The sequence below is a fragment of the Amycolatopsis acidicola genome (genome assembly GCF_007713735.2).
Taxonomy (GTDB): Bacteria; Actinomycetota; Actinomycetes; order Mycobacteriales; family Pseudonocardiaceae; genus Amycolatopsis_E; species Amycolatopsis_E acidicola.
Window position 1 is genome coordinate 117,304 of sequence record NZ_VMNW02000008.1, and the last position, 20,302, is coordinate 137,605.

Consider the following 20,302-nt stretch of genomic DNA (forward strand, 5'->3'; position numbering starts at 1 on the left):
AATCGACGACGGGGGCACGCCGGGCGGCGCGTCCGATCAGGGTTTCGCGTGATCTTCCACGATAATGCTCGCAGCCTTCTCACCGAGCATCATCACCGTCATGCAGATGTTGACCCCGACCTGGCGGGGGAAGACCGAGGCATCCGCGATCCGGAGTCCTTCGAGGCCTCGGACTCGCAGCCGGGGATCGACCACCGCGGCAGGGTCGTCCGCGGCCCCCATCCGGCAGGTTCCGTTGGGATGGAAGACGGTCCCGCTCCGCTCGCGGCCGTATTCGGACAGCTCGCCTCGTTCCCGGAGACCGTCGCCCGGCAGGATTTCTTTGCCGATCCAGTCACCGAGCGCGGTTTGTCCGGCGATTTCCAGCACGACTTCGAAGCCCTGAAGCAAGACGTCTTCGTCGTGTCCTTCGGCGTCGGTGAAGTAGCGGAAGTCGATGCGTGGCGCGCCACCCGGGTCGGCCGGGTCGAGGCGCACCGTGCCACGGCTCCGGGGGTAGCAGACATTGGGGTTGAGGACGATGGCCCGTTCGACGTCGATGGTCTGCGAGCCGAATCCGAGGTAGGAAATGTCGTCGCGGCCGGCGGCGGCGCTGATCTCGATCTGGATGTCGGGCGCCGTCGAGGCCCACGAGCTGCGAGCCACGGCCATCGCTTCGAGGATCTGCGTCGAGTGCCACGGCGCCGGGGGTTCGATCGGCCGTTTCGACTCCCAGACCGCGACGCCCAGTACGTGGTCGGTGAGATGCTCGCCCACCGCCGGGAGGTCGTGCACCACGTCGATACCTGCCGCGCGCAACTGGTCGGCAGGACCGATGCCCGAGCGCAGCAGTAGCGCGGGCGAGTCGAAGGCCCCTCCCGCGACCACGGTTTCCACGCGAGGTGTGATCCGGCCGCGGTTCGTCTCCGCTCCGGTCACCCGGCCGTTGCTGTCGACCAGGAGGCGATCGACCCGGATATCGGTCAGGACGGTGAGGGACGAGAGGTCCGCGCGCGAGCGGTGGAGGTAGACGACCGACGAGGACAGCCGGTTACCCGCCGCGTCCGCGTTGACCGGAACCCAGCTGAAAGCACCGTCGTCCAACGGCTTGTCGTTCCACGGTGTGCCGGCCAACCCGAGTGCCGCCGCCGCCTGTTCCACGGCTCGCGCCCATTCGCTCCGCGCCGGGTTCGAGATCGGCCGCACGGTGTCGAGAACACGGCGGAAGTAGGGCTCGGTACCGGCACCGTCCCAGCCTTCCGCCCCGAGTCGGGCCCATTGGTCGAAGTCGTCGCGGTGAGGGCGCAGGAAAAGACCGCCGTTGTGCGAACTGCACCCACCGAGGACCTTCGCCCTGGCAGGTTCGATCGCGCTGTTGCCGCGGGGTTGCGGTTCGATGGTGTAGTTGTAGTCGAGCTCGGTGCCGAGCATCCCCACCCACCGGCGCAGATCGGCGACGCGATGGTCACCGGCATCCGTGGGCCCGGCTTCGGCGAGCACCACCCGTGCTCCGGTCTCGGCCGCGAGACGAGCGGCCACGATGCAGCCGGCCGTGCCACCACCTACCACCAGGTAGTCGCACTCGGCCACGGCCGGGATCAATCTGGAAGTCATGGCGCAGTGCACCTTTCGTGCATTGACAGCGTTTCAGCGGAGTTAGTACAGATGTACATTCCCAAGCATGTGCTGGACACCGGGAACGTGATGGTTCGACTGGTCGCGCTTTGTCGCGCGGTTCAGCCCGTGATGCGGCGGAGAACTTTGGTGACGTCTTCGAGATCCGGTGCCGAGCCGAGAATCATCGACTGCAGCAGGAGTCCGTCGAACGCGAGTGACAACGCCTCTGCCGTGAGTCGGTCGGTGTGCCGGGAGAGCACGTCGGGCAATTTGGCCTGCCACTCGTGACTGAGCTTTTGCAGCGGTGGCCGCCGTAATGCCGCCAGATAAAGCTCGTGCTCGACAACCGTTCGCGTCCAGTGCGTGGTCACCAGTGTTCGCAGGTAGGCGACCAGCTCCTGGACGAGATCCTTGCCGTCGGCCAGATTGTCCGACCATTCCTCGAGTTCGGCGTCCGTATGACGCTTCGCCTCGATGATGGCGGCGGCCATCATATCGTCCCGCGTTTTGAAGTGGTACGTCGTGGAGCCCAGTGGCACCTGGGCACGTTCGGCGACCGCCCGGTGCGTAAGGCCTTCGATGCCGGATTCGGCGATCACTTCGACGGCGGCGCTGGCGATGCGCCGCGGCCGGTCGGGATCGTTGACTCCTCGGGGCATGAACCTGAACTCCTGTCCTGCCGGTCGGCAAGCGGACGGTGGGCAACCCTACGCACTGTTGTGGAGATCCGCCGCGTGCGCCCCGGGGCGCTGGTCCTGGACAGGCCCGCGACGATGTCGCGATCAGCGAAGCTGGATCCAGATCGCCTTGGTCTCGGTGTAGATGTCGTGTGCCATCAACGATTTTTCACGGCCACCGAAGCCGGACTGTTTCCACCCGCCGAACGGCACCGCCTCGTCGCCCTCGGAGAAGCAGTTGACCGATACCGTGCCGGCCTCGATCGCCTTGGCGATCCGGTGCGCGCGGTGGAGATCGTTGGTGTAGAGCTGTGACGCGAGGCCGTACCTGGTGTCGTTCGCGATCTCGACGGCCTCGTCCTCGGTGTCGAACGTCGTCACGGTCAGCACCGGCCCGAAGATTTCTTCCCGCGCGATGCGCATGTCGTTGCGCACGCCGTCGAAAATCGTCGGCTGCATGAAGCTGCCGCCCGAGTCCTCATGAAGCCGGGATCCGCCCAGTACGAGGGAGGCCCCTTCGGACTTGCCAAGCTCGACGTAACGCAGTACTCGCTCGAGATGCGCGGGGCTGATCGAGGCACCGATCTTCGAGTTCTCGTCGAGCGGGTCCCCGACCGTCCAGTTCGAGAACTCCTCGACGAGCGCCTGGAGCACACGGTCTTTCACCCCGCGTTGAACGAGAAGACGGGAGCCGCCGGAACAGATCTGCCCCTGGCTGTAGATGATGCCCCCGGCGATCTCCTTGACGATCGGCTCCAGGTCGTCGACATCGTCCATGACGATGACGGGGCTCTTCCCACCCAGTTCGAGGAAGACCCGCTTCAGATTCGACTCGGCCGCGTATTGCAGCAGGAGCTGGCCGGTCTCCGTGGAACCGGTGAAGCTGAGGCAATCGACGTCGGGGTGCCGCCCGAGTGCCTGTCCGGCGACCTCGCCGAGTCCGGGAAGGACGTTCAGGACTCCGGCGGGAATCCCGGCCTCCGCGGCCAGCTCGGCTAGCCGGAGGATGCTGAGCGGCGTCTGCTCGGCAGGCTTGATGATCAGCGAGTTCCCGGAAGCCAGGGCCGGTGCGATCTTGTTCGCCGTGATCTCCAACGGAAAATTCCACGGGATGACGGCCGCGACGACCCCGATAGGCTGCCGCGTGATCATCGAGACCTTGTCCTCGGCGGTGCGCGACATCTGGTCGTAGATCTTGTCGATCGCCTCCGCGTGCCAGCGAATCAGCCCCAGCGTTCCGGGCAGGTCTCCGGTGATCGCGTCGTGCACCGGCTTGCCGTTGTCGAGTGACTCGATCAGAGCCAGCTCGACGCGGTTCTCCTCGATCAGATCGGCGAACCTGAGCAGCACCGCTTTTCGCTCGGCGGGCGACATACGACGCCACGGACCGGTCCGGAACGCGCGCCGTGCCGCGGACACCGCGTCGTCGACATCGGCAGGCGACGCTTGCGCGACGTCAGCCAGCTTCTCACCGGTCGCCGGATTGGCGGTCACGAAGGTCGCGCGCCCCTCGGCATGCCGGAACTCGCCGTCTATGAACAGCCTGGTCTCGAAGCGAACGCCGCGAGCCAATTCGCGGAAGTCCACTACTCGCTCTGGCGCGGCCGCAGATGTCATCTATGCAGTCTCCCGGTCTAGAAACGAAGGACGTACATTTGTACATCCCATCGGGTAATGGGTAACATAACACCTACGGCGCGGTTTGGCGAGAGCTTGCGTGGCGTTACTGAGCTGATGACCTCACTACGCGTCCCACTGTTCGATGTCGAACTTCGAGACGTCCGGGCATGCCGAACGGGGCAGCAGTGTTTCGCGCTGCCCCGTCACTGTCTTGGCCGTGTGATCGAGATGTAAGTACGACCGTCCTGAATGGACCCGCGCGTCGAGGTTGGAGATCCACCGCGGGCGGACGTTAGGGGGTGTCCTCAAAGCCTGGTCGATGGGCTTGGTGATCCAGGTGGTTCCTGGCGGTGCCGGGGGTTCGCCCTCGTACCGGGTTGTACTCGGGTGAATCCGCGGTGCCCGCCAGGGGCCGCCTGGGCGCCAAGAGCGCGAATGAGGCTTTGAGGACGCCACTGGTGTTTCGTGACCCTGTCCGGTTTACGTTGCCGTGTTTGCCCGTGCGGTCGGTGAGTTTGCCCGCTGCGTCACTGATTTTGCCGGTCCGGTCGCTGAGTTTGCCCACGGCGGCAGCGGCCGGCCAACTCGGCGACGCCCCGGGCCAACCCGGCGACGCCAGGAGCCAACTCGGCGACGCCAGGGGCCAACTCGGCGCCCTGGCAGGCAAACACACCCGCGCGTAAAGACCACAAGATCACGAGACACTAGGCGCGCACTGCGCCGGGCCAGATGTCTCCCACGGTGAAGCCGTGTCGTAGCGGGTCGTCGTCGCTGACGAAGATCTCCGACTTCGCGATGAGGTGGGCCGACCCGGTCAGGGCGGGAACGATTCCCTTGTGCTCGCCGACGACGGCTTCACGCGCCGCGCGCACGCTGTACACCTCGTCGATGATGCTCTCCTGCCGGAACTCCTCCCCCAGTGCCAGCTCGCCCTTCGCGACGAGCGCGGCGACCTGGGCGGAAGTGCCGGTGCCGCAAGGGCAGCGGTCGATGAGGCCCTGAACCCCGGCCGGAAACCGCGGCGGCCCAGGCAGCATGGGCATCACGACCGCGGACCGGCCGTGGTTGTCGCCCGAGCGCGGGGCACTGGCGACCAGCACCGCATCGACCGAGGAAAAGCCCGTGGCAGCCGGGTTTTCCACCGTGACCGAGGAAACCGCCGCGTTCCGCACCCGTTCGCCCAGTTCCACGATCCGCGAGGCGTTCTCCGGATCGATGGTCAGCCCGAGGTCGTCGGCGGACACGATGACGTAGAACATCCCGCCGTAGGCGACGTCGACGGTCAGCGTGCCCAGCCCCGGCACCTCGAGCTGATGGTTGAGATGCGTGGCGAACGACGGAACATTCTCCACGGTCACGTGTTCAACCCGGTCGCCGGAGCATTTCGCGTGCGCGACAACGATTCCGGCCGGCGTGTCGACACGCACGGTGGTGATGTCCGTTGTCTGGTCGATGGGCACCACGCCGGCTTCGAGGATGGAGGACACGAAACAGAGGATGTTGCCCCCGGACATCACCGGGTAGATCGGCCGCTGGTTGATGATGACCAGTCCGACGTCGGCGGTCGGGTCGCAAGGCGGCACGACCAGGTCGGCGTTCAGCGCGGGATGACCGCGGGGTTCCTGCAGAAGCGATGTCCGCAGCCAGTCGTGGTGCTGCTCGACGTACTTCTTTTTGTCGAGCATCGTCTCGCCGGTGATGTTGAGCGGCTCCAGGCCGCCCACCACGATCCGGCACGGCGCCCCGGAGGAGTGGGCGTCGACGACGTTGATGATCATGCCGCGGCCTTTCGGAAGTCGGAGAGGTACGCCGGGTCCGTGGCCTCGACGACAGCCTTCAGTGCGTCCACTTCGGACGGAACGAGCGAGAGGTAAGGCTCTCGGATGGGACCCACCTGGAGACCGAGAATGCCGCACACCGCTTTGACGGCCCCGTTGTAGGGACCGCTGATCACCGCGTTGATGAGCGGCAGGATTCCGTGCCAGATCTCGTACGCCCTGGCCGCATCCCCGGCCTCGGCCGCGCGCTGCAAGGCAGCGAAGCCGGGAGTCAGGAAGTTGGCCGCGCCGACGATGGCCCCGGCCTTTCCGGTCAGGAACGCCGGCGGGACGAGAATGTCCTCGCCGACGAACACGTCGACCCCGGGGATGGGGTCGAGCAGCAGGGAGGTCAGGGACGCGAAGTCCCCGCTCGAGTCCTTGACGATCTCCACGGTGGGGATCAGGTCCTTGATTCGCGCCAGCGACTCACGCCCCCAGGTCACCCCCATGGCCGGCGGGTGGTTGTAGACGCAGATCGGCAGCGAGGTCGACTCGGCGACCTTCTCCAGGTAGCGGAACGCGCCGTCGAGGTCCAACGGCTCGTAGTAGGGCGTCGCGACCATGATGGCGTCGGCACCGGACTGCTCGGCGTGGCGGGCGTTGGCCACCGCCGCGCGAGTGGAGGGAGCCCCGACCTGAGCAACGACCTTCACCCGGCCCGCGACCTGCGAACAGGTCGCTTCGATGACGGCCCGCCGCTCGTCCTCGCTCAACGCGGGAAACTCACCCGTGCCCCCGCACGGCACGAAGCCCGAAATGCCGTCCGCGATTCCCTGCTCCACGAGGGCGGCCAGGGAATCACCGTGGACCTTCTCGCCATCCTCGGTGAACGGCGTGATCATCGCCGAGATAACCCCGGAAAAGGGCATGATTCCTCCAAAACCTCATTGCAATCGATAATATGTAACGTACTACTCGGCCGGACCTGGCGCCACCGAGGCGCGGTCATGGCACCTGTCGGACGATCGACCCGCGGGCGATGACCGGGTCGAGGATGCCGCCTTCGATCTCGTCGGCCGCCTCGGACAAATCCGGCGGGTTGCGGTGGGGATGCGGGTACCCGAGTTCGGCTTCCATCTCGGCCGAGTAGAGGTAGACGGACGTGACCAGCAGGGACAGCGGGTGGAACAGGTGCGGAGAGCCGGAGTCCAGCTGCCGCAGCGCGCTGAACAGTTCCCCGGTGGGCACGTCGTGGATCGCCGCGAGCGCGGCGGCCACATTGTCGAGCACGGGGTCGAGGATCGCGAGGGCTTCGGTCACGTAGTCGTCGAACGCGGCGACCTCGTCGCCCCCGGGACGGCCGTCGCCGTCGCTGGGAATGAGCACGGCCGCGACGCGGCGCAGGTCGGCCATTTCCTCCGCGGTGAGTGAGCGGCGGGCGGTCTTGCGAACCACCGGCGCCGAAAGCCGGGTGATGCCGTCGTGGTGGGTGCTGGTCATGCCGGGATTCCTTCGATCTCCTCGGTCAGATCACGCGCGATGCGCAAAGCGAGCGCGACGATCGTCGTCGTGGGGTTGGCCGAACCGCCGGTCACGAAAATACTTCCGTCTGCGATCCGGAGATTGGGGACATCGTGCGCGCGCCCCATGGGGTCCACGACCGAGCGCGCGGGGTCCAGGCCCATCCGGGCCGTGCCGAGCAGGTGTCCGGGCTCCCCCGGCATGTCGGCGATAGGGAGCACCTTCTTGGCACCGCTCGCCTCGTGCGCTTCGATCATCCGGGCCAGCGCGAACTCGCGGATCTTGAGCGTGTTCTCACTGAACCGGTATTCGATCTTGGCGGCGGGCAGGCCCGAACTGTCGGTCCGGCTCGGGTCCAGCACGACCCGGTTCGACTCCTCCGGGAGATCGTCGATGTTGCACGCCCACAGGATGGCGTTGCGCGAATCCCGGACGACGTCGTGGAACTTGGGGCCCCACAGTTCGTCGAACCCGAGACTGCGATGGGGTTCCACCCCGTTGTTGATCAGACCGGGCGCGGTCGAGGCGTGCATCTTGATCCCGCGGTAGAACCCCCGCTCCAGGTCGGTCTCGTAGAACTGCATCGAACTGATCGCCGCGCCGAGCGGGCCGCGCCAGGATTCCAGGTCGTCGTCGTAGTAACCGAGGACCATCGAGTTCGGGTGGAGCATCAGGTTCCTGCCCACCAGCCCGGAGGAGTTGGCGAGTTCCGACATCAGCAACAGCCGCGCGGTGCCGACACCGTTCGCGCAGAGCACGACGTGGTCCGCGGCGAGGTCGACCTCCCGGCCGCCCTGGTCGATGTAGCGCACGCCGGAGGCTTTGCCATCCGGGCCGGTCATGATCCGGCTGACCCGCGCGCCGGTGCGCAGCTGGGCACCGGCGCGGATCGCCGCCGGCCAGTATGCGAGATCGAACGAGGCCTTCGCGCCTTCGGGGCAGCCCTGCACGCAGGTTCCCCACCGAACGCAGGCGGCCAGGTCGCCGTGTTTGTGGGTCGGGATCGAGTTGGCCCCGTACCACCAATGCCAGCCCAGCTTGTTGAGACCTTCGGCGGCCCGGCGACCGGCCTTGCCCAGTGGATGAGGCGGCTGCGGGAACTCCTGGCCATCCGGGTAGGCCGGGTCTCCGTCCAGGCCCGCGATTCCGAGGAACTGGTCGGTCTCGTTGTAGAACGGCAGCAGGTCGTCGTAGGAGATGGGCCAGTCGTCGGCGATCCCGTCCACTGTGCGGACACGCAGGTCCGAGGGCACCAGCCTGGGCCACAAGCCGCCGAAGTGGATGGTCGAACCTCCCACCGCGGCGTACATCGAGGGCGGCAGGTCGGTCTGGCTCACCTCGAGCGGGTAGTCGGCGAGGTTGCGGCGGTCATTCGGTTCCAGGCCCCAGTGCGTCCTGGCGACGAGCTCCCACATCCGGTGGTTCGCCGCGTAATCGCTCGGGTTGAGCCAGTCGCCCTGTTCCAGGCAAACCACGTCGATGCCCGCCGTCGCCAGCGTGTGGGACATGACAGCCCCGGAAGGGCCGGCGCCCACGACAACGACGGTGGTCCTGTCTGACGGTCCGGTCGTCATTCCGGCGCCTCCTAGTAGTGTTTTACATATGACCGGTCGTATAGTACTCGCGGAAGTTGACTCAAGGAAGGGTGACCGATGAGCACTGCTCGCCAATCCGGCCCGCGCCGGTTCCATCATTGGATCGACGGTGCCGCGCGCCCGTCGGAGCACACGATCGAGCGAGTCGACCCGGCTACCGGCCAGGTGGTCTCGGCCTTCGCCGAGGGCACCGCGCGGGACGCGGCGGACGCGGTGGAGGCAGCGCGGAAGGCGTTCGACTCCGGTGTCTGGGCCCGCGCCGAGGCGGCGCACCGGGCCAAGGTGCTGAGCCGGTGGGCCCGGCTCGTGGAAGCCGCCGCGGACGAGCTGGTCGACCTGGAGATCGCCGAAGCCGGCAAGACCATCCGGGTCGCCAGCGGCGACGTCAACGGCGCCGTGGAGCTGATCGACTACGCCGCCGCGTTGTGCCTGCAGCACCACGGCGAGGCGTACCCCGGTATCCGCGACGGCCTGTCCGCGTTCGTGGTGCGCGAGCCGGTCGGCGTGGTCGGGGCGATCGTCCCCTGGAACTTCCCGACCATCATCTACGCCCAGAAAGTCCCGTTCGCGCTGGCGGCCGGCTGCTCCGTGGTCGTCAAGCCGTCCGAGCTGACCTCCGGCACCGCGGTCCGGCTGAGCGAACTGGCCACCGAGGCAGGCCTGCCGGACGGCGTGCTCAACGTGGTGACCGGATACGGCGACCCCGTCGGCCAGGTCCTGGTCGACAGCCCGGACGTCGACATGATCTCGTTCACCGGTTCGACGGCGACCGGCCGCCGGATTCTCGACGGCCAGAAGGTCAACTTCAAGCGGATGGGCCTCGAGCTCGGGGGCAAGTCCGCCGCGATCGTGTGCGCCGACGCCGACCTCGACCAGGCCGTCGAGGGCGTGATGTTCTCGATCTTCATGCACCAGGGGCAGGTCTGCTGCGCCGGGTCCCGGCTGCTCGTGGACGACTCGGTCGCTGACGACTTTCTGGCACGGCTCTCGCGCCGTGCCGCGTCGCTGACACTGGGCGACCCGCGATCGGAGGCCACCGACGTCGGCCCGCTGCTGTCCCCCGGACACTTCGAGGTCGTCGCCGGTTATGTCGAACTTGCCGTCAAGGAAGGCGCCGTGGCGCTGTGTGGCGGCCCGGGACGCGGCGATGGCGACGAGGACGGCCCGTGGTTCCGGCCCACGATCCTGGACCGGGTCGGGCGGGACACCCGGGTGTTCCGGGAAGAGATCTTCGGCCCCGTGCTGACAGTGACCCGGTTCTCGACAGTCGAAGAAGCGATTGACCTTGCCAACGACTCGGACTACGGGCTCGCCGGAAGCGTGTGGACGGCGGACATGCACACCGCCTTCGACGTCGCATCCCGTGTGCGCACCGGCACGCTGGAGATCAACACATCCCTGGAGGGACAGCCCCAGCTTCCCTTCGGGGGCGCCAAGTCCAGCGGCATGGGCCGGGAGAAGGGCCAGGCGGGCCTCGACGACTTCACCGAGGTGAAGACGATCGCGTTCCGGACCGTGCCGCGCGAGCCCTTCTTCCAGGGCAAGCCCTGACCACTCCCCCGCTGGGTTCCGGTGCGGCCACTGCCCGGAACCCAGCGGGGCTTCAGACGTGCTGCCGGGTTTTCCTGAGCGCGGGTGCGCACAGTCCCGCGATCACCACGGCGCCCGCGGTCACCACGATGGCGTTGCGCAGCGATACTTCCTGCCCGAGCTGACCCAGCAGCGGAGGACCTGCCAGGAACGCCACATAGCCGACCATGGTCACCACGGTCACCCGGGCCGTGGCCCGAGCCGGGTCGTCTCCCGCCGCCGAAATCGCCACGGGAAACCCGAGAGAAGCCCCGAATCCCCACAGCACGACACCCACGACCGCCACTGCCAGGCTCGGTGCGAGCGTGACGACGACGATTCCGAGCGCGCCGGTCGTGGCGGTCAGGCGGATGGCGTTCACCCGCCCAAGCGCACGCAGCAAGGGGCCCGCGCTGAAGCGCCCGACAGCCATCATGACCGAGAACAGGGTGAACGCCAGCGACGCGATCGGCTTGGACGCGGCGAAATCGTCTACGGCGATGAGCGGCAGCCAGTCGTTGGCGGTGCCCTCCGCGAGGGCCATGCCGAGAATGACCACCCCGATCAGCAGCAACGAGCGATCGCGCCAGACCGATGCCGGCCTCGCCCGCACTCGCGGACGGTCCCCCGCGCTACCCGGCCGCACCGGGATGCCCCGCATCGCCCACGTCCCGACCAGGATCATCACCAGGCCGGCGCCGCCAAGATGCGGCAGGACCGGGACATGCCGCGCGCTCGCCACGATGCCCAGCACGCCTCCGACAACGGAGCCGATGTTGTAACTGCCGTGCAATGGCGGAAGCACCGTGACCCCGGAAACGCTCTCGAGGTAGGCGCCCTCGACATTGGTCGCGACCTCCGAAAGACCCACGCCGAGCCCGAAAAAGCTCAGACCGGCACTCACCAGCACCGTGCTCGCCTGGACCGTCGCCAGTGCGATGACGAGCAGGCCCACGATCATCAGCAACGCCGAGGAGGTCATCACCCGCCACGGCCCGAACCGGGCGACCAGGATCCCCGCCGCGGTCACTCCGACGATCGAGCCCACCGACAGCCCGGCCAGCGCCAGTCCCATCTGCGCGGTCGAGGCACCGAGTGCGTCCCGGATGTCCGGCGTCCTGGTGATCCACGACGCGAACGAGATCCCGATGCTCAGGAAGAACGCGCACAGCCCGGCGCGCCATCGTCCGGCGCTCACCGGGCCGTCGGACGGCGACCGCACCAATGCTTTCCTTCCACCCCGGACATGCCGAGGTCTCGAGGCCGGAACCTCGAGACCTCGGCTGGACACATCCAGTTACACGTTCTGTCGGCGCTCCTGCGCGGCCGTCGGCGTTTCAGGCTGCACGAAGTGTTCGGCGCCGGCGTTTTGCCGCCCTCGCCGCTTCAACGAGGCGTACACCGCCCACCCGATCAGCACCATGGCCCCGACGAACACGAAGGCACCCCACTGGTAGTACCAGGCCGCGTCACCCCAGACTTCGGCGCGGGGCCAGGCGGTGTTGATCAGTACGACGACCTGGAACACCACGGCGATGACGTTCACCGGCAGGCCCCACCGCCCTAGCTTGAAATAGGGGCCGTGCTCGGGTGTGGGCCACTGCCCCTTGACCCGCTTGACCAGCAGCGAGACCGTCAGGATGAGGTACACGATGTAGATCGTCACCGCGGCGAGTGCCGCGACGGTCGCGAACAGCGACGAGTTGCCGAGGTTGATCAGCAGCAGGCCGATCGGGACGACCCCCACGAGCAACGACGCCGCGATCATGCTGCGTGTCTTCGGATTGACCGCGGACAACGTCTTCGCGAAAGGCAAGCGGCCGTCACGCGCCATCGAGAAGACCATGCGAATACCCGAAGCCTGCACCGCCAGCGCGCAAACGAACATCGAAATGGCCACAGCGACCAGGAAGACCGTCGCCAGCCCGTCGCCGAGTGTCGCCTTCAGCACGAACGGCAGCCCCTGCGAGGCAATGAGGTCCACGTTGTTCGACCCGAGGATGTCGGGCATGGCCATCTGGGCGGCGAGCACGAGCAATCCTCCCATGAGGACCGACGCGGCGACCGCCCTCAGGATCGCCCGCGGAGCGAACTTGCGTGGGTTCGAGGTCTCCTCGGCCAGCGAGCCGGCAGCGTCGAACCCGGCGTAGATATTCACCGCGAACAGGGATGCCACCGCGAGAACGCCGATCAGGCCCACCGCCGTGCCGCCGGAGGTGCCGGCAGTGTCGAGCACGATGCCGGGCCCGCGCTCGGTGTGAGCGAACAACACGATGATCAGCAACGAGCAGCCGATCAGTTCGGTGAACACGCCGATGTTGTTGATCAGCGCCATCACCCGCACGCCGACGATGTTGATGATCGTGGTGACGACCAGCAGGCACGCCCCGAGTAGCACGGCGTTCTCCGCGCCTGCGGGGGTGGCATAAGTGCCGATGTCGGCGGAGGTCCCGAAGACCTCGAAACCGCTCCAGAGCTGGGGTAAGACGATCTGCATCGACACTGACGGGCCCGCGACCGCGACCATGATCGTCAGGATCATCAGCCAGCCGGCGCTCCACCCGGCGAAAGGCGTGCTGATCTGTTTGGCCCACTGGTAGACGCCCCCAGCGATCGGGTAACGCGAGGCCAGCTCAGCCAGCAACATAGCGACGAGGAACTGACCGCCCGCGATGATCGGGATCGACCACCAGAACGCCGGGCCCGCAGCCCCGAACCCGAAGCCGAAGAGCATGAACACGCCGGTCAGGATCGAAACGAAGCTGAAGCCCGCCGCGAATGAAGAGAACTTTCCGAGGCTTCGGTCCAGCTCCTGCTTGTAGCCGAACTTCGCCAGGAAGTCGGAATCGTCGGTCGCAGATTCGGTCATCGTGTCTCCAAGTGTGCCGCCTGCCACGGTGCAGGCGTGGACGCTGCGCCCAAGAGCACACCAAGTGGAGCATGACATGTCAAGGGTAAAATATGACATACAAGTAAAGGTCTGCGGTGACGACCATGGTGTTCCGTTGCCCTGACCGCCCTATCAAGCGGGCTGGGCAAGGCAACGGAACACCGCCGAGGACCTCATTCGGTCCCGCGGTCAGCTGTGTTCAGCCCGCCAGCCGCCGAACTGACGCATCTTGGTGGCGTCGCGCCGCACCGGCGCGCGTCCGGGCGGCTGCACTGGCGCTGCGCCCGCATCGATCTTCGGGATCGAGAACCGCTGAGGTTCGGTGGTCAGGGTGACGCGATCGCCGTGATGCAGCACGTCGAGGGGTTTGCCTGCCAGCACTCGGTAGGTCGCGTGGTCGCGGTCGATCGCGACCTCGAACCGGGTGTCGCGGAAGGTCAGCCGGAACGCGATCCGGCCGAGCTGCGCCGGCAACCGCGGCGCGAACGCGAGCGTTTCGCCGTGATCGCGCATTCCGCCGAATCCGGCCACCATGCCCTGCCACGCCCCGGCCAGTGACGCCATGTGCAGTCCATTGCGGACGTTGTCGTGCAGGTCGTGCAGATCGGTCAGGGCGGCTTCGGCGAGATAGTCATAGGCCAGTTCCAGATGCCCCACCTCGGCGGCCATGACCGCCTGCGTACCCGCCGAGAGGGACGAGTCACGCACTGTCCTCGCTTCGTAGTAGGCGAAGTTGCGCGCCTTCTGCTCCGGGGTGAACGAATCGCCGCACAAGTGCATCGCCAGCACGAGGTCCGCCTGCTTCGAAACCTGCTTGCGGTAGAGGTCGAAGTACGGGTAGTGCAGCAGCAGCGGGTAGCACTCCGGCGGAGTGCCTTCGTAGTCCCATTCAGCGTGCTGCAGGAAACCTTCGGACTGCGGATGCAAGCCGAGTTCCTCGTCATAGGGCAGCGCCATCGCGTCGGCCGCCGCGCGCCACCGGTCCAGCTCTCCGCTGCCCACTCCGAACTCCGCGACCGCCTCCGGATGGCGCCCGCACACCTGCACCGCGCCACGGAGGTTCCGGCGCGCCATCAGGTTGGTGTAGATGTTGTTGTCCACCACCGCGGAGTACTCGTCGGGCCCGGTCACACCGTCGATGCGGAACTGGCCGTGGTGGTCGAAATGGCCGAGCGACGACCACAGACGTGCCGTTTCCACCAGTAGCTCGGCGCCGTGCGTGCGCTCGAACTCGTCGTCCCCGGTCGCGGCCACGTACCGCAGCACGGCGTCGGCGATGTCGGCACTCACGTGGAAGCCCGCGGTCCCCGCCGGCCAGTAGGCGGAGCACTCGGCACCGTTGATCGACCGCCACGGGAACGCGGCGCCGCGCAGGCCGAGCTGTGCCGCACGTTCCCTTGCTTTGTCCAATGTGGAGTGACGCCAGCGCAGGGCATCCCTGGTGGCATCGGGCATCGTGTAGGTGAGCACAGGCAGCACGAACGTCTCGGTGTCCCAGAACGCGTGCCCGTCATAACCGGGCCCGGTCAGGCCCTTTCCGGCGATCGCTCGTGTCTCACCGCGGGCGCCGGCCTGCAGCAGATGGAACAGCGCGAACCGCACGGCCTGCTGCAGCTCGGGATCGCCCTCGATCTCGATGTCCGAAGTCGCCCAGAAATCGTCGAGAAACTGGCGCTGCTCGGCAACAAGGCCATCCCAGCCGGTCTGGAGAGCGCCCGCGAGCGCCGACTCGGCCTGTGCGCGCAGTGCCGGCACGGACCGCTGCGCGGACCAGCCATAGGTCAGGAACTTGGTGATGCGCAGCCGGCCGCCCCTGGGCACGTTCACCGCGACGGTCAGCCGGGCCAGATCCTCCTCGCTGTGGATGTGCGTGTGGACCCCGTTGTCCACCTCGATCTGGTGATCCATCGCCGCGGCGACGCGCAGCTCCGAACGGCGGGTCCGGTGCACCAGGACCGCGTTGAGATCGGTGGCGTGGTGGAACTCGCCCACCAGCGGGGATTTCAACGCCAGCGCCACCCGTGGGTCCTTGGTGTCCGACTCGATCGGCTCGTTGGCCAGCAGATCGGACTGGACCACCAGCTGCAGATCCTCGTCCACGGGCTCCACCTCGTAGCGGATCGCCGCGACCGCGCGCTGCGTGAACGACACGAGCCGCTCCGTGCTCACCCGCACCCTGCGCCCAGTCGGCGAGGACCACTCCGTGACACGCCGCAACGTGCCGGACCGGAAGTCCAGCACACGCTCGTGCGCGGTCGCCGCACCGTAGCGCATGTCCAGCGGCTCGTCCTCCACCAGCAACCGGAGGATCTTGCCGTCAGTCACGTTCACGACGGTCTGGCCCTCTTCGGGATAGCCGTAGCCACTCTCGGCGTAGGGCAGCTCATGCTGCTCGTAGAAGCCGTTGAGGTAGGTGCCGGGCAGCCCCCGCGGCTCCCCTTCCTCCAACGTGCCGCGCAGGCCGATGTGGCCGTTGGACAAGGCGAACGCGGATTCGGTGCGCGGCAACGCATCCACGTCCAGGGTGTGCCACCGTAGCTCCCACGGGGCGCACTCGTAGCCGTAGCGCGTGTCGGTCATGCGGTTTCCTCCAACAGTTCGGCAAGGTCGTTCACGACGATGGTCGCGCCGCGTGCCCTCAGCTCATCGGCCTGGTCGGTCCGGTTCACACCGACGACGAAACCGAACCCACCGTCCTTTCCGGCCTGCACGCCGGACTGCGCATCCTCGAACACGGCCGCGTGCGCGGGCTCGACCCCGAGTGCCCGAGCACCGGCCAGGAACGAGTCCGGCGCGGGTTTGCCCTTGAGACCGCGTTCGCGGATGGTGACGCCGTCAACACGGGCTTCGACGTAGTGGCTCAGCTCGGCCGCGTCGAGCACCCGCGCACCGTTCGCCGAGGACGTCACCACGGCGATCCGCAGCCCGGCCGCCCGGACCACGTCCAGGTAACGGACCGAGCCAGGGTAGGGGGCCACGCCGTGCTCGTCGATCATCTTCAGGACCAGCTCGTTCTTACGGTTGCCCACCCCGTTGACGGTCTCCGCGCTGGGAACATCGTCGGGTGTGCCCTCGGGCAGCTCGATCTCGCGTGACCTGAGGAATTCGCGCACGCCGTCCGCGCGTGGCCGTCCGTCGACATACGTTTCGTAGTCCCTGGCGGTGAACTCCTCGAACGCCTGGCCGTCGCGCTCGCGCAGGAACTCGTCGAAGGTCAGTTTCCAGGCCTCGCGGTGGACAGCCGCGGTCCCGGTCAGTACCCCGTCGAGATCGAACAGGCAGGCGGTGATGGTGTCCGGTAATCCCGTCATGCGCGAACGCTACCGGCTGCCGTTCCCGGGCCGCACTCGGCCCGTGTCTGATGTGGACAGGCACGTCACCCAAGGCTTTCCAGCGCCGTGGTCACGGAGATTCGGCGGTACGTCTCCGTGGCCAGCCCTTGCTCCGAGATCCGGGCGCGGCGTTCGACGGCCTGTTCCACATCGGACGGACTGAGCTCGGCGGCACGGCGTTCCTGGTACGCCTGGAAGACAGGGTCGACTTCCTTGAGAGGGCGGCGCGCTCGGCCGGGGTTGGCGACTCGTGCCGGCCGCCGGAAGGCGTTCAGCACTTTCGTGGGGTTCTGCTCGGTCCGCCGGTCGAGACCGGCGATCTCGACGTCGGCCTGGGGCGTCCGGCCGGTGGGACTGTAGGCGAAGGCCGATGCGAGGAGGTCGTGCGTCGCGGCCACTTCTTTGACGGCAAGGACATCGAGGTCGGCCGCCGGCCGTTCGCCGAGGTCGGGTACCGCGAGCCGGGTGATGCCTCGTTCGTTGATCGCGCACAGCACCTCGTTGGGATCGTCGCCGAGGATCACCTCGCGGCGTGGGCCCCAGAAGTCGTAGTCCGCGTGACTGCCGTGCCCGCCGCCGATGTGGAACGCGTAGATCTCCGGGTACACGTTGAGCTCGTCCCGGCGTCGCTGGTCGGCGGCGTAGTACGACCAGATCGCGAGCTGCAGCAAATGCGAGGCACCTACCCCGCCCAGCGCCTCGTTGATCACGAGCCCGAACCGGTCATGACGATGCCAGTCGGGGAAGAGCTCCCGGACAGCACTGTCACGGCCCTCGATACGGATGGCGAACTGGGTGTCCTTCAACTGGGTGAGCGTGTGCATCAGCCCTCCGATTCGGTGGTACGCGACTCACGCCGCAGCGACGGGGTGAAGCAAAGCCCGACGGCTGTCAACGCCGCCGCGACCGAGAGCGCCTTGGTGGTGCCCGTCGCGTCTGCGATGTAGCCGACGGCCAAGGGCTCGGCCAAAAACGCGACGTAAGCAATGGACATGACGACGCTCAGCCGGGCGGCAGCGCGCGCGGGATCATCGCCGGCCGCACTGATCCCCAACGGCAGTCCCAGCGCGATCCCCAGCCCCCACACGACCGCGCCGATCAATGACACGACGAACGAGCCGCCGAACGCGACCAGCACGACACCCACGACGGTCAGCCCGCCGAACACCAGCGGCGCCTTCGCCCGCCCCCACTTCTCGATGACGAACGGGCCGCAGAACCGGCCGATGGTCATCGCCACGGTGAAAAGCCAGAACGCGGTCGTGCCCGACGCTTCGGAAACCTTGTGGCCGTCGATGACACCGACGCTGAGCCAGTCATTGCCCACACTCTCCGCGAAAGCGAAGGCGAACACCAGGACCCCGATCATCAGCGTGCGGGGCTCACGCCACGCGGACCAGCGGCGTCCCGCGTTCGTCGAGGAGACCACAGCGCCGTCCTCGGTGCCGTCCGGGACGAACATCCGGGCCACCAACGGCGCGGCCACGACGACCACCGCCATCACGGCGATCAAGTGCAGCGCGACCCCGGTCCCCGCCGCGACCAGCAAGGCGGCAAGCCCGGAGCCGATCGCGGCACCGATGCTGAAACTGGAATGGAACCGAGGCATCAGCGGCCGCGCGAGCCGGCGTTCCACCGCCGTCGCCTGGACATTCATCGCGATGTCCCACGTCGAGTGCCCGACACCCGCGAGAAACAGTCCAACCGCCACCACCGCAGGACCAGCCGGTAGCCCGAAGGCCACCACGAGCAGCCCCGCGGCCATCAGCGACGGCCCGGCGACGACGACTCGCCTGCTCCCGAATGCCGCGACCAGACGACCGGAAAAGGGCAGCACGACCAGACCGCCGACAGCGAGGGCCAACAGCAGCGTGCCCAGCTGGGCGGCGGAAATTCCCAGAGCGTCGCGCACGGAAGGGACGCGCGACACCCACGTCGAAAAGGCAATCCCGTGAGCTACGAAGGTCGCGTACACCGCACGCTTCGCTCGCACGGTCTGTACGCCCTTGGCATCAGCCAGATTCACGACGTCCACTGTGGACACCGAAGGACACCTCCGTCATCGTCGGCAGGAATGGCCTGCACACCGGTAGTGCCGGTCCTGCCGGGGTTGGCCCCGGCAGGACCGGCACTACCCGTACTCGGCCTAATCGGTCTCGACAGCGACAGGCCTCTCGACCGGTGTGAGAGGCTCTCGCGCGACACCATCGCTCTCGCCGGCCTGCCGCCTGTTCTTTTTGTCCAGGTACAGGTAAATACCCGTGCCGGCAAGGAACATGACTCCGACGAAGACGAACGCGCCCCACCGGTAGTACCAGGCCGAGTCGCCGTAGATCTCGGCGCGAGGCCACACGAGGTTGACCAGCACGATGGTCTGGAACACCACCGCGATGATGTTGAGCGGGAGCCCGAATTTGCCCAGATTGAAATATGGCCCGTGATCGGGCCCCGGCCACTGCCCCTTGAACCGCTTGACCAGCATGGACACCGTCACGATCAGGTAAGCGATGTAGAAGAGCACGCTCCCGATCGCGGCCAGCGTGCTGAACAGCTGCGAGTTGCCGAGGTTGACCACGAGCAGGCCGAGCGGGATGACACCCATCACCAGCGACGTCACGATCATGCTGCGGGTTTTCGGGTTCACCGTGGAGAGCGCTTTACCGAAGGGCAGCCGGCCGTCACGGGCCATGCCGAAGACCATCCGGATCCCCGCCGCCTGCACCGCCAACGCGCACGCGCACATCGAGACGGCGACACAGATCAGGAACACGGTGCCGAGCACCGGGCCCAAGGTGGCCAGCACGATGTAGGGCAGGCCCTGGGACGCGATCAGCTCGAGGTTGTTCGAGCCCAGGATGTCGGGCATCGCCATCTGGGCCGCGAGGACCAGCAGCGAGCCCAGCAGCGCCGAGGCGGCCACCGCGCGCAGGATGGCGCGCGGGGCGGACCTGCGTGGGTCCGCGGTCTCCTCCGCCAGCGCCCCAGCCGCGTCGAAGCCCTGATAGATGCTGACCCCGAACAGGCTGGCGACCAGCAGCGCCCCGATCACACCCGCGGTTCCGCCACCGGCGCCCGCCGTGCTCAGCACGATCCCCGGCCCGCGCGTGGTGTGCGCGAACAGCACGACGATCAGCAGCGTGCACCCGATCAGCTCGGTGAACACCCCGATGTTGTTGAGCAGCGCCATGAGCCGCACGCCCACGATGTTGATGATCGTGATCAGGACGATGAGGATGGCACCGAGCAGAACCGCGTTCTTCGCGCCGTTCGGCGTGGCGTACGTCCCGATGTCGTCGGCGCCGCCGAAGACCTGGAACCCGCTCCAGATGTGCGGGAGGATCACCTGCAGGCTGATGGCGGGAGGAGCCGACCCCACGCAGATCGCCAGTACCACGAGAAACCCGGCCATCCAGCCGGGAAACGGCCGCGAGATGTTCTTCGCCCACTGGTACACACCACCGGCGAGCGGATACCGGGACGTCACCTCGGCGAACAGGAGCGCCACCAGGAACTGGCCTCCCGCGACGACGGGAATCGACCACCAGAACGCCGGGCCGGAAGCTCCGAACCCGAACCCGAAAAGCATGAAGACGCCGGTGAGGATCGACACGAAGCTGAACCCGGCGGCAAATGATGAAAACCGCCCGAGGCTTCGGTCGAGTTCCTGCTTGTAGCCGAATTGCGCGAGGTATTCAGAGTCTTCCTCGGCTGCGACATCGGTCATTGTTTCCTCCTGAGCGCG

The 20,302-nt window shown here is 67.3% G+C and carries 15 protein-coding genes; 1 reads left to right on the top strand and 14 read right to left on the bottom strand.

Translation table 11 applies throughout. The annotated features are described in order from the left end of the window. Positions 1-36 precede the first annotated feature (36 nt). The 7 genes from FPZ12_RS08395 to FPZ12_RS08425 all read right to left on the bottom strand — a co-directional run bounded on the left by FPZ12_RS08395 (position 37) and on the right by FPZ12_RS08425 (position 8,748). Positions 37-1,593 (bottom strand): GMC family oxidoreductase, encoded by a 1,557-nt coding sequence (locus tag FPZ12_RS08395; protein WP_144748497.1) that lies wholly within the window; start codon positions 1,591-1,593, stop codon positions 37-39. 122 nt (positions 1,594-1,715) lie between these two features. After that, positions 1,716-2,255, bottom strand: coding sequence for a TetR/AcrR family transcriptional regulator (locus FPZ12_RS08400; RefSeq protein WP_144748496.1), 540 nt, complete (start codon positions 2,253-2,255; stop codon positions 1,716-1,718). A 123-nt stretch (positions 2,256-2,378) separates the two neighbouring features. Continuing rightward, positions 2,379-3,890, bottom strand: a complete 1,512-nt coding sequence (locus tag FPZ12_RS08405) for an aldehyde dehydrogenase (RefSeq protein WP_144748495.1) — start codon at positions 3,888-3,890, stop codon at positions 2,379-2,381. 707 nt (positions 3,891-4,597) lie between these two features. Continuing rightward, entirely contained in the window at positions 4,598-5,671 is a 1,074-nt protein-coding gene (locus FPZ12_RS08410) for a proline racemase family protein (protein ID WP_144748494.1), read from the bottom strand. Continuing rightward, positions 5,668-6,582: a dihydrodipicolinate synthase family protein gene (locus FPZ12_RS08415; RefSeq protein ID WP_144748493.1), complete on the bottom strand. Its 915-nt coding sequence runs from the start codon at positions 6,580-6,582 to the stop codon at positions 5,668-5,670. The genes FPZ12_RS08410 and FPZ12_RS08415 overlap by 4 nt, the downstream gene beginning before the upstream one ends. 76 nt (positions 6,583-6,658) lie before the next feature. Continuing rightward, positions 6,659-7,153 carry a hypothetical protein gene (locus tag FPZ12_RS08420; RefSeq protein WP_144748492.1) on the bottom strand — a complete coding sequence of 165 codons (495 nt, stop codon included), beginning with the start codon at positions 7,151-7,153 and terminating at the stop codon, positions 6,659-6,661. Further along, positions 7,150-8,748, bottom strand: a complete 1,599-nt coding sequence (locus tag FPZ12_RS08425) for a GMC family oxidoreductase (RefSeq protein ID WP_144748491.1) — start codon at positions 8,746-8,748, stop codon at positions 7,150-7,152. The genes FPZ12_RS08420 and FPZ12_RS08425 overlap by 4 nt, the downstream gene beginning before the upstream one ends. A 78-nt stretch (positions 8,749-8,826) precedes the next feature. On the opposite strand from FPZ12_RS08425, the gene FPZ12_RS08430 reads away from it, so the two are divergent. After that, positions 8,827-10,320 (top strand): aldehyde dehydrogenase family protein, encoded by a 1,494-nt coding sequence (locus FPZ12_RS08430; protein ID WP_144748490.1) that lies wholly within the window; start codon positions 8,827-8,829, stop codon positions 10,318-10,320. Between the two features lie 52 nt (positions 10,321-10,372). Here the strand turns inward: FPZ12_RS08430 and FPZ12_RS08435 are convergent, their stop codons facing one another. The 7 genes from FPZ12_RS08435 to FPZ12_RS08465 form a co-directional block, all read right to left on the bottom strand. Continuing rightward, positions 10,373-11,560 (bottom strand): MFS transporter, encoded by a 1,188-nt coding sequence (locus FPZ12_RS08435; RefSeq protein ID WP_144748489.1) that lies wholly within the window; start codon positions 11,558-11,560, stop codon positions 10,373-10,375. Positions 11,561-11,635: 75 nt separating this feature from the next. Continuing rightward, complete coding sequence (locus FPZ12_RS08440; protein ID WP_144748488.1) at positions 11,636-13,306, bottom strand: APC family permease; 1,671 nt, start codon at positions 13,304-13,306, stop codon at positions 11,636-11,638. A 111-nt stretch (positions 13,307-13,417) separates the two neighbouring features. Further along, positions 13,418-15,808, bottom strand: coding sequence for a glycoside hydrolase family 65 protein (locus FPZ12_RS08445; RefSeq protein WP_144748487.1), 2,391 nt, complete (start codon positions 15,806-15,808; stop codon positions 13,418-13,420). Continuing rightward, positions 15,805-16,539, bottom strand: coding sequence for a beta-phosphoglucomutase family hydrolase (locus FPZ12_RS08450; RefSeq protein WP_144748486.1), 735 nt, complete (start codon positions 16,537-16,539; stop codon positions 15,805-15,807). The genes FPZ12_RS08445 and FPZ12_RS08450 overlap by 4 nt, the downstream gene beginning before the upstream one ends. 65 nt (positions 16,540-16,604) lie before the next feature. Further along, the gene (locus tag FPZ12_RS08455; RefSeq protein WP_144748485.1) at positions 16,605-17,384 is read right to left on the bottom strand and encodes a hypothetical protein; all 780 of its coding nucleotides are present in this window, start codon (positions 17,382-17,384) and stop codon (positions 16,605-16,607) included. Then, positions 17,384-18,604 (bottom strand): MFS transporter, encoded by a 1,221-nt coding sequence (locus tag FPZ12_RS08460; protein WP_144748484.1) that lies wholly within the window; start codon positions 18,602-18,604, stop codon positions 17,384-17,386. The genes FPZ12_RS08455 and FPZ12_RS08460 overlap by 1 nt, the downstream gene beginning before the upstream one ends. A gap of 102 nt (positions 18,605-18,706) precedes the next feature. Then, positions 18,707-20,284 carry an APC family permease gene (locus tag FPZ12_RS08465; protein ID WP_150980226.1) on the bottom strand — a complete coding sequence of 526 codons (1,578 nt, stop codon included), beginning with the start codon at positions 20,282-20,284 and terminating at the stop codon, positions 18,707-18,709. Positions 20,285-20,302 lie beyond the last annotated feature (18 nt).

What these genes read in the sequence shown, in the direction of transcription:
- FPZ12_RS08395 (WP_144748497.1), bottom strand. Translation starts at nt 1,593, where the DNA reads ATGACTTCCAGATTGATCCCGGCCGTGGCCGAGTGCGACTACCTGGTG.
- FPZ12_RS08400 (WP_144748496.1), bottom strand. Translation starts at nt 2,255, where the DNA reads ATGCCCCGAGGAGTCAACGATCCCGACCGGCCGCGGCGCATCGCCAGC.
- FPZ12_RS08405 (WP_144748495.1), bottom strand. Translation starts at nt 3,890, where the DNA reads ATGACATCTGCGGCCGCGCCAGAGCGAGTAGTGGACTTCCGCGAATTG.
- FPZ12_RS08410 (WP_144748494.1), bottom strand. Translation starts at nt 5,671, where the DNA reads ATGATCATCAACGTCGTCGACGCCCACTCCTCCGGGGCGCCGTGCCGG.
- FPZ12_RS08415 (WP_144748493.1), bottom strand. Translation starts at nt 6,582, where the DNA reads ATGCCCTTTTCCGGGGTTATCTCGGCGATGATCACGCCGTTCACCGAG.
- FPZ12_RS08420 (WP_144748492.1), bottom strand. Translation starts at nt 7,153, where the DNA reads ATGACCAGCACCCACCACGACGGCATCACCCGGCTTTCGGCGCCGGTG.
- FPZ12_RS08425 (WP_144748491.1), bottom strand. Translation starts at nt 8,748, where the DNA reads ATGACGACCGGACCGTCAGACAGGACCACCGTCGTTGTCGTGGGCGCC.
- FPZ12_RS08430 (WP_144748490.1), top strand. Translation starts at nt 8,827, where the DNA reads ATGAGCACTGCTCGCCAATCCGGCCCGCGCCGGTTCCATCATTGGATC.
- FPZ12_RS08440 (WP_144748488.1), bottom strand. Translation starts at nt 13,306, where the DNA reads ATGTCATATTTTACCCTTGACATGTCATGCTCCACTTGGTGTGCTCTT.
- FPZ12_RS08445 (WP_144748487.1), bottom strand. Translation starts at nt 15,808, where the DNA reads ATGACCGACACGCGCTACGGCTACGAGTGCGCCCCGTGGGAGCTACGG.
- FPZ12_RS08450 (WP_144748486.1), bottom strand. Translation starts at nt 16,539, where the DNA reads ATGACGGGATTACCGGACACCATCACCGCCTGCCTGTTCGATCTCGAC.
- FPZ12_RS08455 (WP_144748485.1), bottom strand. Translation starts at nt 17,384, where the DNA reads ATGCACACGCTCACCCAGTTGAAGGACACCCAGTTCGCCATCCGTATC.
- FPZ12_RS08465 (WP_150980226.1), bottom strand. Translation starts at nt 20,284, where the DNA reads ATGACCGATGTCGCAGCCGAGGAAGACTCTGAATACCTCGCGCAATTC.